This is a genomic window from Enterococcus sp. MSG3299, assembly GCF_050555765.1.
Classification (GTDB): Bacteria; Bacillota; Bacilli; order Lactobacillales; family Enterococcaceae; genus Enterococcus; species Enterococcus faecalis.
This window is the reverse complement of sequence record NZ_CP187869.1, coordinates 1235228-1247733: the sequence shown is the minus strand read 5'-3', so window position 1 is coordinate 1247733 and position 12506 is coordinate 1235228. Positions and strand designations below refer to the sequence as shown.

The following is a 12506-nucleotide window of genomic DNA, read 5'->3' as shown; positions in this document are numbered from 1 at the left end:
AAACAGCAACTCTCACTATACGGCACCATTTTCTTTCTTTGCTTTTTCCTAATTGTGGGCTTCTTCTTCTCAAGTCGTGGCGAAGATTATGCCAAAGAATCTGAACAAAAAGTTACAATTGATTCCGCCAAACATGAGAAGCATACGAAAGACAAGGAAGAAAATAATTCAGCAAATACAGTATTTTTTGATAAAATAAATGACCTGCTCGTCGCTTCTGTCAAAGAATTTGAAGGAACGGTCGGGATTAGTTATTTGGATTTAGAAACTGGCGAACAGCGTTCCGTGAATGGCCAACATGAATTTTATACAGCTAGTACTATTAAAGTGCCACTGACGATGCTAGTCGCCGACACGGTTGCTTCTGGTCAAAAAAAATGGACAGACCTGATTCCCTATAACGCCGAAGAAGATTATGAAGAAGGAACTGGGATCATTGCCTATAATATCCAACCAGAATATCCATTAAAAACGTTACAAGAATATGCCATCACCTATTCTGATAATATCGCTAAAAATATGCTCTATGACACATTGGGTGGTGATGCAAAAGCAAAACGAGAAATGTATCAGCGTTATTTGCACAAGACACCTTCGATTGAAGAGCCACAATTTTCTTCTGAAGATGCGCTTGTTATTCTACAAAAATTATATACTGAAAAAGCAACAAAACCAGATTACCAAGCGATTTATGATTCTATGAAACAAAGTGTTTTCCATGAAAGAATGGAAACTCCCACAACTCAAGGAAAAGTTGCTCATAAAATTGGTTCCTATGATGAATTTATTCATGATATGGGGATTTTAGAAACACCTCACCCCTTTGCTTTAGCAATTTTTACGAAAGGACCTGATAATGCTAAGAGTGCTGCGTTTATTGCTTCAGTGACAGATAAGTTATGGCAATTACAGGTGTCTGAATATCCTAATCAATAACAGTTAAAAAATACCCTTGGTTTATTAAGACGACTTAATAAACCAAGGGTATTTTTATTGTTTGTTATTATTATCCGTTTGTACAGACAACAACTTCGTAAAACGTTCTGCCAACATTTGGTGGGCATCAATTTTTTTGGTTCCTTGTGCTTTTGCTGCAAAACTAGCAAAGTTTAAGCCAGCCCCAAATAGTTGTAACGCACCGTTGCCTAAATCTCCCTTTTTAAGAGCTTCAAGCCCATCTTCGATAAATTGGTTACTTTCATCTAAATGACACTCAGGAAGATATTTCACGCCGTGATGATATCGTTTTACATTCAGAATGATTTGCTTCGCGGCTTCTTCTGAAATAGCCGCTCCCAAGTTTAACAGTAGCTCATTGATTGGTTCCACCAAGCGAGCATAGTCACTTTCATACTTTTGACAATTCAGTGCAATCGCTTTGCGGCGTTCTTCATTTTTCATTTTTTCCACTCCCTTTTTTATTAAAAACGAGCCCGAAAGCTACCAACTGGCTTCGCACTCGTTCTTTCTAACCATTAATTTTCTTTGTTCATGCTTTTAATTTTAATTAGACGTGTAATTTCGCCACGTTCATTTTCTTCTAATTTCATTTGAATGTAGTAAATTGTTTCTTCTAATTGTGGAATCGTCATATACTCTAAGGCGTTGACACGACGACGCGTTTTTTCAATTTCTTTTGATAATAATTGGCACGTCTTTTCAACATTTGCAAGTGCTAATAATTTCGGTAAAATGCTTGAAATTTTAGCAAAAGCTTGATCAAGCTCGCTGTTTGAATTCACGTAGCCATAATCTAAGGGTGCTTCTTGAACCGATTCATCGTAATCAAAAATCATTTTAGGAACTGGCACACTTAAGATGTTCTGTTCAATAATTTCTAATTCAACTTTTTCAGCTGGAATTGCCACTAACTCTTCAATAAAGGCTTCGTTCAACGTTGCGTTTGCCAATACAAAATTTGATAACGCATCCGTCACTTCTTGTTCAACCTGAATACGTAACTCATTGTTTTCTTTGACTAGCGCAATAAACCGTCGCATCAATTCATCTTGTTTGTCTTTCAGCAACTTATGACCTCTCGTGGCCGTAGTTAACTGTTTTTTCAATCGGGAAAGTTCCATACGGGTTGGATTAACATTTAATCGAGCCATTTTTCTACTTCCCTTCAGTTAAATATTGATCGAGCATATCCTCTTTAATTCGTTTTAGTTCTGTTCTCGGTAGCATACTTAATAGTTCCCACCCAAGATCTAACGTTTCTTCAATCGAACGGTTTGTATCGAATCCTTGATTGACATATTCTTCTTCAAAACGTTGGGCAAAAGCTGCGTAAATTTTATCGACATCGGAAAGAGCTGATTCTCCTAAAATGACAGCTAATTCTTTGGCTTGTTTCCCTTGTGCATAGGCTGAGAACAATTGATTCATCGTCGCTGCGTGATCCCCGCGCGTTTTGCCTTCGCCAGTTCCTTTGTCTTTAAGACGGGAAAGTGATGGCAATACATCAATTGGTGGTTGGATACCGCTCTTATATAGTTCCCGAGACAAGATAATTTGCCCTTCCGTAATATAACCAGTTAAATCGGGAATTGGATGTGTTTTATCCTCCTCTGGCATTGTTAAAATAGGAATCTGTGTTACGGAACCTTTTGAGCCACGAATTCGGCCTGCCCGTTCATACAACGTTGCTAAGTTCGTGTAAAGATAACCTGGGTAACCACGACGTCCTGGAACTTCACGGCGTGCTGCTGAAATTTCTCGCAACGCTTCGCAATAATTGGTCATATCCGTCATGATAACTAAGACATGCATGCCCTTTTCATAAGCTAAATATTCAGCGGCTGTCAAAGCCATTCTAGGTGTTGCAATCCGTTCAATGGCTGGATCATTCGCTAAGTTCATAAACAAGACTGAACGATCAATTGCGCCTGTTTGACGGAAATCTTCCATAAAATATTCCGCTTCTTCAAAGGTAATCCCAATGGCCGCAAAAACTACGGCAAATTCTTCTTCACTATTTAACACGTTGGCTTGTCTGGCAATTTGTGCCGCTAATTCTTTATGAGGTAAGCCAGATGCTGAAAAAACAGGTAATTTTTGACCACGAACTAAGGTATTTAAATGGTCAATCGCTGAAATTCCTGTTTGGATGAACTCATCGGGATAATCACGAGCAACTGGATTGATAACTTCGCCGTTAATATCTAATTTTTTCTCAGGTAATAATTCTGGTCCATTATCTTTTAAGCGACCTAAGCCGTCAAAAACGCGCCCCATCATATCTGGCGAAACCCCTAATTCTAAAGGATGTCCCAGAAAGCGAACTTTTGAATCACGAATATTGATGTTACTCGTTCCTTCAAAAATTTGGACCATCGCTTTATCTCCATTGATTTCTAAAACTTGCCCTTGGCGAATTTCGCCATTTTGCATGCGTACTTCAATTAATTCTTCGTACTTTACGCCTGCCACTTTTTCAACAATCATCAGAGGACCAACGACTTCATTGATTGTGCGATATTCTTTAATCATTCGTCATTCCTCCTTCAGCAATGATTTCTTTTATCGTTGTTTTAATTTCTGCTTGTAAACGATCCAATTTTTCTAATTCTTCTTCTGGTAAATACTTGCTACGAGCAATGCGATCACGGATTTCAACTGTTCCCGCCATTAACTCAGAGAAATAAGTGCCTAAACTTAAGGCTTTTTGACCTTCTTCACCAAAAGTTAGAATCAATTGCAACATTTTCGCTTGTTTGGTTCGAGAAGTGAACGTATCCACGTCATCAAAAGCATTTTGTTGCAAATAGTCTTCCCGTAATGATTTGGCTGTTTCCAACGTTAAACGGTCTTTATCCGACAAGGAATCAATCCCAACCAAACGAACAATTTCTTCCAGTTGAGATTCCTCTTGTAAAATCCGCATCCCTTCAGCTACCATAGCGGCCCAGTTTCCTTGCAATTCCAAGTCTAAATATTGCCCTACTTCTGTGGAGTAAAGAGAATAACTTTGCAACCAGTTAATAGAAGGAAAATGACGTTTTTGTGCTAATTGAGAATCTAAGCCCCAGAATACTTTAACAACGCGTAACGTATTTTGTGTGACAGGTTCTGATATGTCCCCACCAGATGGCGAAACCGCACTAATCGCCGTAATGCTTCCTTCACGATGATCTTTTCCTAACGCGATGACTTGTCCTGCTCGTTCATAATATTCAGCTAAGCGACTACCTAAATAGGCTGGATAGCCTTCATCACCAGGCATTTCTTCTAACCGGCCACTCATTTCTCGTAACGCTTCTGCCCAACGAGAAGTAGAATCCGCCATAATTGCGACTGAGTAACCCATATCACGGAAATATTCTGCAATGGTAATCCCTGTATAAATCGAGGCTTCCCGTGCCGCTACCGGCATATTTGACGTATTCGCAATTAAAATCGTCCGATTCATCAAAGACTCACCAGTTGTTGGATCAATTAATTCTGGAAATTCATTTAAAACATCTGTCATTTCATTCCCGCGTTCCCCACAACCAACGTAAACGACTAAGTCGACATCGGCCCACTTGGCAATTTGGTGCTGAACGACTGTTTTTCCTGCGCCAAATGGTCCTGGAACTGCTGCCGCTCCGCCTTTCGTAATTGGGAAAAAGGTATCAATTACGCGTTGTCCGGTCACCATCGGTACTTTGGGACTTAGTTTTTCTAAAATGGGACGTCCCCGCCGAACGGGCCATTTTTGCATCATGCTAAAACTTTCCGTTCCTTTAGCCGTTTCCACTGAGTAAACTGTTTCATCAATGGCAAAGTCACCTGCTTTAATTTCGGCAATCGTTCCTGAAACGCCGAAAGGCACCATAATTTTATGTTGAATAATCGGTGTTTCTTGAACCACACCGACGATGTCACCTGCCGACACTTCTTCACCAACTGCCACAGTTGGTTCAAACGTCCATTTTTTCTCACGATCTAACGCATCAATTTTAACGCCACGGCCTAAAAAGTTACTGTGGGTTACTTCTTGAAATGTATCCAATGGTCGTTGAATACCATCAAACATTTCGGCAATTAAACCTGGGGCTAATTCAACAGATAATGGTTCTCCTGTTGAAATAACTGGTTCTCCTGGTCCAATGCCTGTTGTTTCTTCATATACTTGAATCGAAGCGACGTCGCCTCGCATTTCAATAATCTCTCCGATAACGCCTAAATCTCCTACATGACAAATGTCTTGGATACTAGCATCTGACATGTTTTCAGCTAAAATCAAAGGACCTGAAACTTTGACAATTTTTCCAATTTGCACGCTCATTCTCCTTTGCATTATAAAATATTTTGTCCAATTGCTTTTTCAACATTTTTTTCAATCTCACTTAAACCGATTCCGATTGTACCATTATGACTTGGGATTAAAATAATCGCTGGTGTCACTTGTTCTTTGTATCGTTCAATCGTTTCTTCTGCTAAAGTAGAGGCTTCTTCCGTTATGAAAATGACCCCAAACTTATTTTTCGCCATAGTTTCAATGGCTTCTCTAACTTGCATTTCTGAAATGGCATGATGGACCTCAAAGCCAAACAGTTTAAATGGTAAGATTGAATTTTTGTCTCCAATGACACCAATTTTATACCCCATTGACTTTTCGCATCCTTTCTCGAATTTTTTCATTTGAAAACCCACTATGTTTTCCGACCAAAATTAAACGTAGATTTTTCCATTCAACCTCTTTCGCATTCAAAAAGGCTAGTAATGGGAGCGGCCCAAAAGCAACCGTTCGACCGTTTTCATACATTGAGGTCAGGTAATCATCTTTGAGTTTTTCAAAAGCCAATAAATTTAATTCATTGGTTTCTTTATTGATAATCTTTTCTAATAGTTGTCCGTAATTCGTTGTTCTGACAAATGCTGTAAATTCTACAAGTGACTTTTCCGCATAGGTCAACAGCTCTTTCTTTGAGAGACTGCCAGCGCTAGAAAGCACGGTTGATAAAAAGTTACTGTTTTGATGTTGAACAATCCCTCTAGCCATCGTTGATAGATTGGTTAAATCAATAAAAGCGATGACTTCCTTCGTTAACTCTTCATAGCCCAATTCATCCGCTAATTTTCGCTGTTGCTGTAAAAATGCTCGATCATAAAGGATATCAATTGCTTGCGGCAAACCGCCTTCTTCCAGATAGGCAAAAACATCACGGATCACTTCTAATAATGCTGGCTCAAGTTCGGAAGAGTTTTTTGTATGAATGGCACTTTTGACTGTGTTTAGAGAATAACGACCATCTTCTAAATAAAGATAATCAAAATCTTTACCTGTTCGCTCAGCTTTCGTCAAAATTTTCAAGTTATGGAAGGTAAAACGCATCGTATACAACGTTACTACAGCTGGTTCTGGAGCCATTTCATATAACCAGCGATAAAGACTTCCCAGCGCTTCAGAAGAATGGTAGTCAAATTTTTCTTCAAAAGTTTCGGTTAAATAAGGTTGATAAACCGTACTTTTTAACATATTTTTAACGTCTTCAACTGTTTCCGCTTCTAAAAGTTGTTGAAACTGTTGCTCAGAAAGCAGCTCCGTTTCTTTTAAACGAATCAGCGGATTAATTTGATGATACGTTGGTTTTCTCATTCTACGTCCTCCCTTCTTAACTGAAAAGTTTTTCTGCTACTTTAAAGCCTTCTGTTTTTTGAATCTCTTCAACTAATGCTGAAAAGAGAAAATTATAATCCAAACCGTCTTTTGCAACGATAAAGCCACTTTCTTTTGGAACAACTTCCTCTGAAAGCTCCCATTGAACAGTAGCATCAGAAAGAGCGGTCAGCCATTCTTGCGTCACTTTCGTTTGAGAATACTCGCCTAAAAGAATGGTCGCTTTTCCTGTTAATTCAAGTGAACCTAATTGTGCTTTCATAAATTGTTGAAATTCTTCCGCTGACCATTCACTCATCTTTAAGACCACTTCGTCAAATAATTGGTTAAGATATGCTTGTTTTTTATTTAATGCATCCTGACGAATTTCTAGTGTTTGCCGTTGTTGGCGTTGTTTAAATTCTTTTAATAATTGTTGTTGTCGTTTTTCTATTTCATGTTCTTGCTTCAGCAAAATTTCTTGTTGTGCTGCTTGGAATTCTTGATCGATGCGCGTTTGTTCACTGGTGACATAGGCTTCGACTTCTTGCTTTCCTTGTTGCTTAATTTCACTGATGATTTTTTCAATGGCATCCATCCATCTGCCTCCTCAATTATTTGACGTTCAATACAAGTAAGAAGGAAATTACGAACCCTAAGATGGCATAAGTTTCAACCATGGCAGCATAGATAATTCCTTTTGTTGCATGTTCTGGTTTCTTCGCTAAAATTTGGATCCCCGCAGCGGCTACACGACCTTGGGCAATCCCAGAGAACAATCCTGCAAAAGCAATTGGTAAAGCTGCTACAAAATAGTTCAATCCTTGAACCATACTCATATCGTTTCCTAAGTTAATATAAATTAAGAAAGCAATAACAAAACCATATAGTCCTTGTGTACCTGGTAATAACTGTAAAATTAACGCTTGACCAAATTTTTCTGGCTGCTCCGTCGTTAAAGCTGCTGCTGCTTCCCCAGTAAAGCCAACCCCTTTGGCTGATCCAATCCCAGCAAAAATTGTCGCCATCGCCATTCCTAATACTGCAAAAACAATTCCACCATTATTATTAATTAAGTAATCCATCATCTCTATTTTCCTCCAATAAATAATTTTCTATTTTTTCTCAACATTGACATACTTTTCTTTTGTTTTTAGCGGATTAAACGCCCGGCCACCGCCTGTGTAAAATTTTCCAAAGAACTCAACATATTGCAAACGTGCGCCATGAACATAAGCACCTAATAACGATAAGAATATGTTTAATGCATGTAAAACAATTAACAGCAAGATCCCCACGCTAAAACGGGCAACTGGCGGCATAAACTCAACGAGCATATTAAACGCTGAAGCAATACTTCCCCCAGCAATTCCTAACGCCATCAAACGTGTATAACTAACTAAATCACCGACATAACCTGTCACACCGTATAGTCCATACAGTCCTTTGGCTAAGCCTTTTAATTTGGCCTTCGATTGAATCATTGGAATCACAATAATTGCAATGGCAGAAAGGCTAGCTAAAATCGCACCTGCTGTAAATAAGCCTTCATTTTTAACCACTAATTTACCAACGACTAACAATGCTAAACCAAACAAAATCCCTAACCAAGCGTAACTTTCGTTAATACTATCTAAATAGCGCTTTTGTTTTGATAACTGAATCCCATTAATCATTAAACCGACAACCAATTGGATAAACCCAAAAATAACCGATAAAATAAGAATCGTATTTACATCTTCGGTCGTTGATAAAATCGGAAATGGTGATTTGATTCCAAACATTGTTGGCGGTAATGCTGCACCGAAAAACGAACCGTAAATGAAGCCCCAAATAATTGTTGGAAATGATAAAATCAAGAAAAAGTCGGCAAAACGTTTCATGCCTCTCGGTAGAACAAATGCTTTCAACGCAATAATAGACAAGAGTAGCATCAGTAAGCCATAGCCAATATCTGCTACCATCATGCCAAAAAAGACTAGATAAAACGGCATCATCGCAGGTGTCGGATCAACTTCTTCATATTTTGGTAAGCTATACATCTCTGTTAACATTTCAAACGGCTGCACCAATTTATTATTCGCTAGTTTAACTGGTATATCCGTCTCAATTTCCGCCTTCGTAGGATTTTCAAAAGTAAGAGCTATTTCGTCCTTAGGAACTTTTTCTTCAATCGCTGTCAAAATCTCGGCTTTTTCTTCGACTGGAATCCAAGTTTGCAAGATGAAAAATGATGAAGCATTTAACAAATGTTGACGTGCTTGTTCTCTTTGGATAACCGCCAATAAGACTTCTTCAGCCAAACAAAACGTTTCATAAAAATCATGATAAGAAGCCAGTTGTTGCTTTAAGGCTTTTTCTTCTTTTTGTAAAATTTCATATCGTTCTTTGACTTGTTGATATGCCTCTTTAGGTGGAACATCATAACGGTATTGGAGTGGTTCAAAACTATATTGGTTTAATAACTCGGTTACACTCTGCTGATGTTCCTTCAGGTAAACGAGTGTAAAGTAACTATGATGCATACTTTGATAAATTTCTTCAAAATAAACCGTTGGCCATTGAGACAAAGCGCTCAAGAAACTGGCTTTATTGGCTAGATTTATCGAACCATGAACGACATAACTACTTTTTAACTGTTGTTTATGCGGTAAAATATCCAGATATTGCCAGCGGCCTAATAATTCTTCTTCGGCTTCTAACCCTTGACGATCCGTTTGAATTTGTTTCAAAGATTCTTGAATATTCTTTAATTCCGTCAAATAGCTTTGTAATGTTTTTTCATCAAAGGTTTGTTCCAACTCTTCTAAGGTATAGACTTTTCTTTTTATCTTTAAGCCTTTTCCTGAAGAGCGTGTCAAAAATAAAAGAAGCTCTTGCAATTGTTGTAGCATCGTTTCATATTTACGTAGCTGTTCAGTTGACTGTTCTGCTTGTAAAAAAGAATATTGACTCTTTAAGGCTTGTTCTTCTTCAGGCGAATGAAAAATCCGTTTTACTTCGACAATTTGCAAGCCTTGAATGGCTTGTAGAATTGCTGCTTCTTTTTCGGCAGCGGCAATTATTGTCATTTTTTCCATTTTACTAACTGCCATAAACGTCTTTCACCCTCTCAATAATTGAATCAATGACTTGTTCTTTGTTCGCTTCGTAACGTTCGTGAAGCGCTTGTTCAGTGCGCTTTGTTTCATCTAAAAGTTGTTCTTTTTCAAGTTGTAACATCTTTTCTTGCGTTGCTAGTGAATCCGTCAGCACTTTTTCAACAGCTTCTTCACTCTCTTGACGTAGTTTAGCTAAACGTTCTTGCTTCTGTTCTTCATATAAACGACAATTCATCTTAGCTTGTTGCCGATGCTCTTCCACCGCATCTTCCGCTGCCTTGATTTGCTCTAGTACTTCTTGTACCATTGTCTCCACCTCCTTAGTTTTTACACCTTTAGCATATAAGAAAAAGGACTAGCGAAATAGAGATACGCTCAGCCCTTTTGTTTTAGGTATGCAAAAAGGCGCAAACTCAAAAATTGTTCTTCTCACCCCTTGAAGAACTGAATCCTTGAAGCTTTCGCCCAACCATTCTTTATTCAATACTCTACCATCTTAGCAAAGTTTTTCGCAAAATTCAATACTTACCCAAATGAATTAAAATAACAAATTTTCACTTTTATAATAGGTAATAAAAAGGCATTATTTTTTTCGCTTTATAATTATTGATCTTGAATTTTTTTCACATAGATGTGCTATACTTACGTAAACAATTAAATTTATTTGGAGGGATCTCTGATGAATATACGATATATTTCAATCTCTGGTAATACGCGCTCATTTGTTCAACGTTTAACAACTTATGCTGAAGAGCAACATCAGCAAAACGAAAAAAATCCTACGATTACTTTCAAAGAAATTTCGGAAAATTCTCCGTTAGAAGTAGAAACAGAACCATTTTTTACCTTTGTGCCTACCTATTTAGATGGTGGCGATGGCATCAACAATGGCAATACCGAAATTTTAACAGAAGTCATGCGAGAATATCTTGCTTTTGAAAATAATTATCGTTATTGCTCTGGCGTGGTGGGCAGCGGCAATAAAAACTTTAACCACCAATACTGCCTGACAGCTAAACAGTATGCGGAACAATTTAACTTCCCCTTCTTAGCTGACTATGAATTAAGAGGTACCCAAGCGGATATTGAACGAATTTATGCTATTTTAAAGGAAAATCAATAAGCAAGTTTCATTACTAAAAAGCTCACCTATGATAGACTACATTTTGAGGTGAAGAAAAATGAGAAATACATGGTTAGCAGAACAACTTCAGTCAATCAGCGAAGAACCCAATTCTTTTATTATCGAGGAAACCATCAAATATATTGAACAATTAGAAGATGATAATGAAAGTCTTCAAGTTGCATTGGAAGGAACCATTTGGAGTCCTAAAAAATGGAACGAACCTTTGGAAAAATAATTTAAACAGAAGAAAAGAGCCAGAAACGTAAGTATTTCTGGCTCTTTTTTCTATTATTTACAAATTATAGACGTGCATTTAAATCTTTTGCTAATTCTTCAAAACCTGGTTTACCTAATAAAGCGAACATGTTGCGTTTGTAAGCTTCAACACCTGGTTGGTCAAATGGATTAACCCCATTTAAGTAACCTGAGATACCCACCGCAATTTCGAAGAAGTACATAACATAACCTAATGAATAAGCATCCATTGTTGGCACTTTAACGATCATGTTTGGCACACCACCATCTGTGTGAGCAAGCAACGTACCTTCGAACGCTTTTGTATTGACGAAGTCAATTTCTTTTCCTTGTAAATAGCCTAGGCCATCTAGATCTTCATTTTGTTCTGGAATTGAAATGCTATGGCGTGGATTTTCAATTTTAACCACTGTTTCAAATAAGTTACGCATACCTTCTTGAACATATTGACCCATGGAATGTAAGTCAGTTGAAAAGTCTGCGGCTGCTGGGAAAATACCTTTGCCATCTTTTCCTTCTGATTCACCGTATAATTGTTTCCACCATTCAGAGAAATAGTGCATGCCAGGCTCATAGTTAATTAACATTTCAGTTGTTTTGCCTTTACGATATAAAATGTTACGTAACGCAGCATACTGATAGGCTTGGTTTTCTTTTAAGTCGCTCGTTGCGCCGTATTCTTTACGTGCATCATTTGCACCTTCCATTAAACGATCAATATCCGCGCCGCTAACAGCGATTGGTAAAAGACCTACTGGCGTTAAAACAGTGAAACGGCCGCCCACATCATCAGGAATCACAAATGTTTCCCAACCTTCCGCATCAGCTTCAACTTTTACTGCTCCTTTAGAACGGTCAGTTGTCGCATAAATACGTTTATTGGCTTCTTCTTTGCCATATTTATTAATTAATAACTCTTTAAAGACGCGGAAAGCAATCGCTGGTTCTGTCGTAGTTCCAGATTTTGAAATAACGTTGACAGAAAAATCACGATCACCAATCACATTGATTAAATCAGCTAAATAAGTTGAGCTGATGCTATTTCCAGCAAAGAAGATTTGTGGCGCTTTCCGTTCTTCTTTTGATAATAGATTATTAAATGAATGTGTCAAAAATTCAATTGCTGCACGGGCACCTAAATATGAACCACCGATACCAATGACTACTAATACCTCAGAGTCAGATTGAATTTTTGCTGCTGCTTTTTTAATGCGCGCGAATTCTTCTTTGTCATAGTTTTCTGGTAAATCAATCCAGCCAGTAAAATCATTACCAGCTCCTGTACCTTCACGTAATGCTTTGTCCACTGCAGTGACTTGTGTTTGCATGTATTCCAATTCATGGTCAGCAACAAATGGTGCTAATTTGGAATAATCTAATTGAATGTGTGACATTCCTTTTCCTCCTCGAAAGTAAACTTACTACATGTATACTTTAC

At 38.0% G+C, this 12506-nt stretch carries 14 protein-coding genes and 1 other annotated feature; of the genes, 3 read left to right on the top strand and 11 right to left on the bottom strand.

Going from position 1 to position 12506, the window contains the following annotated elements; genetic code table 11:
* The first annotated feature begins 54 nt into the window (after positions 1 to 54).
* On the top strand, positions 55 to 936 hold the full coding sequence (locus IGL23_RS06160; protein ID WP_002374908.1) for a serine hydrolase: 882 nt from the start codon (positions 55 to 57) through the stop codon (positions 934 to 936).
* A gap of 54 nt (positions 937 to 990) precedes the next feature.
* Here IGL23_RS06160 and IGL23_RS06155 read toward each other — a convergent pair whose 3' ends face one another.
* The 10 genes from IGL23_RS06155 to IGL23_RS06110 form a co-directional block, all read right to left on the bottom strand.
* Entirely contained in the window at positions 991 to 1401 is a 411-nt protein-coding gene (locus IGL23_RS06155; protein ID WP_002374910.1) for a hypothetical protein, read from the bottom strand.
* 74 nt (positions 1402 to 1475) lie between these two features.
* Entirely contained in the window at positions 1476 to 2111 is a 636-nt protein-coding gene (locus IGL23_RS06150) for a V-type ATP synthase subunit D (protein ID WP_002357673.1), read from the bottom strand.
* A 4-nt stretch (positions 2112 to 2115) separates the two neighbouring features.
* Positions 2116 to 3492 (bottom strand): V-type ATP synthase subunit B, encoded by a 1377-nt coding sequence (locus IGL23_RS06145; RefSeq protein WP_002357674.1) that lies wholly within the window; start codon positions 3490 to 3492, stop codon positions 2116 to 2118.
* Positions 3485 to 5266 carry a V-type ATP synthase subunit A gene (locus IGL23_RS06140; protein ID WP_002371187.1) on the bottom strand — a complete coding sequence of 594 codons (1782 nt, stop codon included), beginning with the start codon at positions 5264 to 5266 and terminating at the stop codon, positions 3485 to 3487. Before IGL23_RS06140 ends, IGL23_RS06145 begins: the two co-directional genes overlap by 8 nt.
* Before the next feature lie 17 nt (positions 5267 to 5283).
* Positions 5284 to 5595: a V-type ATP synthase subunit F gene (locus IGL23_RS06135; RefSeq protein ID WP_002357676.1), complete on the bottom strand. Its 312-nt coding sequence runs from the start codon at positions 5593 to 5595 to the stop codon at positions 5284 to 5286.
* A complete protein-coding gene (locus IGL23_RS06130) occupies positions 5585 to 6586 on the bottom strand; it encodes a V-type ATPase subunit (RefSeq protein WP_002363908.1) in 1002 nt (333 codons plus the stop codon). Before IGL23_RS06130 ends, IGL23_RS06135 begins: the two co-directional genes overlap by 11 nt.
* Before the next feature lie 16 nt (positions 6587 to 6602).
* Positions 6603 to 7184 (bottom strand): V-type ATP synthase subunit E, encoded by a 582-nt coding sequence (locus IGL23_RS06125; protein WP_002365627.1) that lies wholly within the window; start codon positions 7182 to 7184, stop codon positions 6603 to 6605.
* 16 nt (positions 7185 to 7200) lie between these two features.
* Positions 7201 to 7674 (bottom strand): V-type ATP synthase subunit K, encoded by a 474-nt coding sequence (locus IGL23_RS06120; protein WP_002363905.1) that lies wholly within the window; start codon positions 7672 to 7674, stop codon positions 7201 to 7203.
* Positions 7675 to 7701: 27 nt separating this feature from the next.
* Positions 7702 to 9681, bottom strand: coding sequence for a V-type ATP synthase subunit I (locus IGL23_RS06115; protein ID WP_033595230.1), 1980 nt, complete (start codon positions 9679 to 9681; stop codon positions 7702 to 7704).
* On the bottom strand, positions 9671 to 9994 hold the full coding sequence (locus IGL23_RS06110; protein ID WP_002391201.1) for a hypothetical protein: 324 nt from the start codon (positions 9992 to 9994) through the stop codon (positions 9671 to 9673). The genes IGL23_RS06115 and IGL23_RS06110 overlap by 11 nt, the downstream gene beginning before the upstream one ends.
* A 116-nt stretch (positions 9995 to 10110) precedes the next feature.
* Positions 10111 to 10158, bottom strand: a sequence feature (sodium ion sensor (DUF1646 type); this cis-regulatory element may regulate processes involved in with the transportation of sodium ions).
* 208 nt (positions 10159 to 10366) lie between these two features.
* Here IGL23_RS06110 and nrdI point away from each other — a divergent pair.
* Both nrdI and IGL23_RS06100 read left to right on the top strand, forming a co-directional pair.
* Positions 10367 to 10810, top strand: a complete 444-nt coding sequence (gene nrdI, locus IGL23_RS06105; protein ID WP_002389303.1) for a class Ib ribonucleoside-diphosphate reductase assembly flavoprotein NrdI — start codon at positions 10367 to 10369, stop codon at positions 10808 to 10810.
* Positions 10811 to 10868: 58 nt separating this feature from the next.
* On the top strand, positions 10869 to 11048 hold the full coding sequence (locus IGL23_RS06100) for a hypothetical protein (protein WP_002357684.1): 180 nt from the start codon (positions 10869 to 10871) through the stop codon (positions 11046 to 11048).
* A 64-nt stretch (positions 11049 to 11112) separates the two neighbouring features.
* On the opposite strand, the gene IGL23_RS06095 is transcribed toward IGL23_RS06100, so the two are convergent.
* A complete protein-coding gene (locus IGL23_RS06095; RefSeq protein WP_002369451.1) occupies positions 11113 to 12462 on the bottom strand; it encodes a glucose-6-phosphate isomerase in 1350 nt (449 codons plus the stop codon).
* Positions 12463 to 12506 lie beyond the last annotated feature (44 nt).

Excerpts from the sequence above, each read along its gene's own strand:
- IGL23_RS06155 (WP_002374910.1), bottom strand. The coding sequence starts at position 1,401 with ATGAAAAATGAAGAACGCCGCAAAGCGATTGCACTGAATTGTCAAAAG.
- IGL23_RS06150 (WP_002357673.1), bottom strand. The coding sequence starts at position 2,111 with ATGGCTCGATTAAATGTTAATCCAACCCGTATGGAACTTTCCCGATTG.
- IGL23_RS06145 (WP_002357674.1), bottom strand. The coding sequence starts at position 3,492 with ATGATTAAAGAATATCGCACAATCAATGAAGTCGTTGGTCCTCTGATG.
- IGL23_RS06135 (WP_002357676.1), bottom strand. The coding sequence starts at position 5,595 with ATGGGGTATAAAATTGGTGTCATTGGAGACAAAAATTCAATCTTACCA.
- IGL23_RS06130 (WP_002363908.1), bottom strand. The coding sequence starts at position 6,586 with ATGAGAAAACCAACGTATCATCAAATTAATCCGCTGATTCGTTTAAAA.
- IGL23_RS06125 (WP_002365627.1), bottom strand. The coding sequence starts at position 7,184 with ATGGATGCCATTGAAAAAATCATCAGTGAAATTAAGCAACAAGGAAAG.
- IGL23_RS06120 (WP_002363905.1), bottom strand. The coding sequence starts at position 7,674 with ATGATGGATTACTTAATTAATAATAATGGTGGAATTGTTTTTGCAGTA.
- IGL23_RS06115 (WP_033595230.1), bottom strand. The coding sequence starts at position 9,681 with ATGGCAGTTAGTAAAATGGAAAAAATGACAATAATTGCCGCTGCCGAA.
- IGL23_RS06110 (WP_002391201.1), bottom strand. The coding sequence starts at position 9,994 with ATGGTACAAGAAGTACTAGAGCAAATCAAGGCAGCGGAAGATGCGGTG.
- nrdI (WP_002389303.1), top strand. The coding sequence starts at position 10,367 with ATGAATATACGATATATTTCAATCTCTGGTAATACGCGCTCATTTGTT.
- IGL23_RS06100 (WP_002357684.1), top strand. The coding sequence starts at position 10,869 with ATGAGAAATACATGGTTAGCAGAACAACTTCAGTCAATCAGCGAAGAA.
- IGL23_RS06095 (WP_002369451.1), bottom strand. The coding sequence starts at position 12,462 with ATGTCACACATTCAATTAGATTATTCCAAATTAGCACCATTTGTTGCT.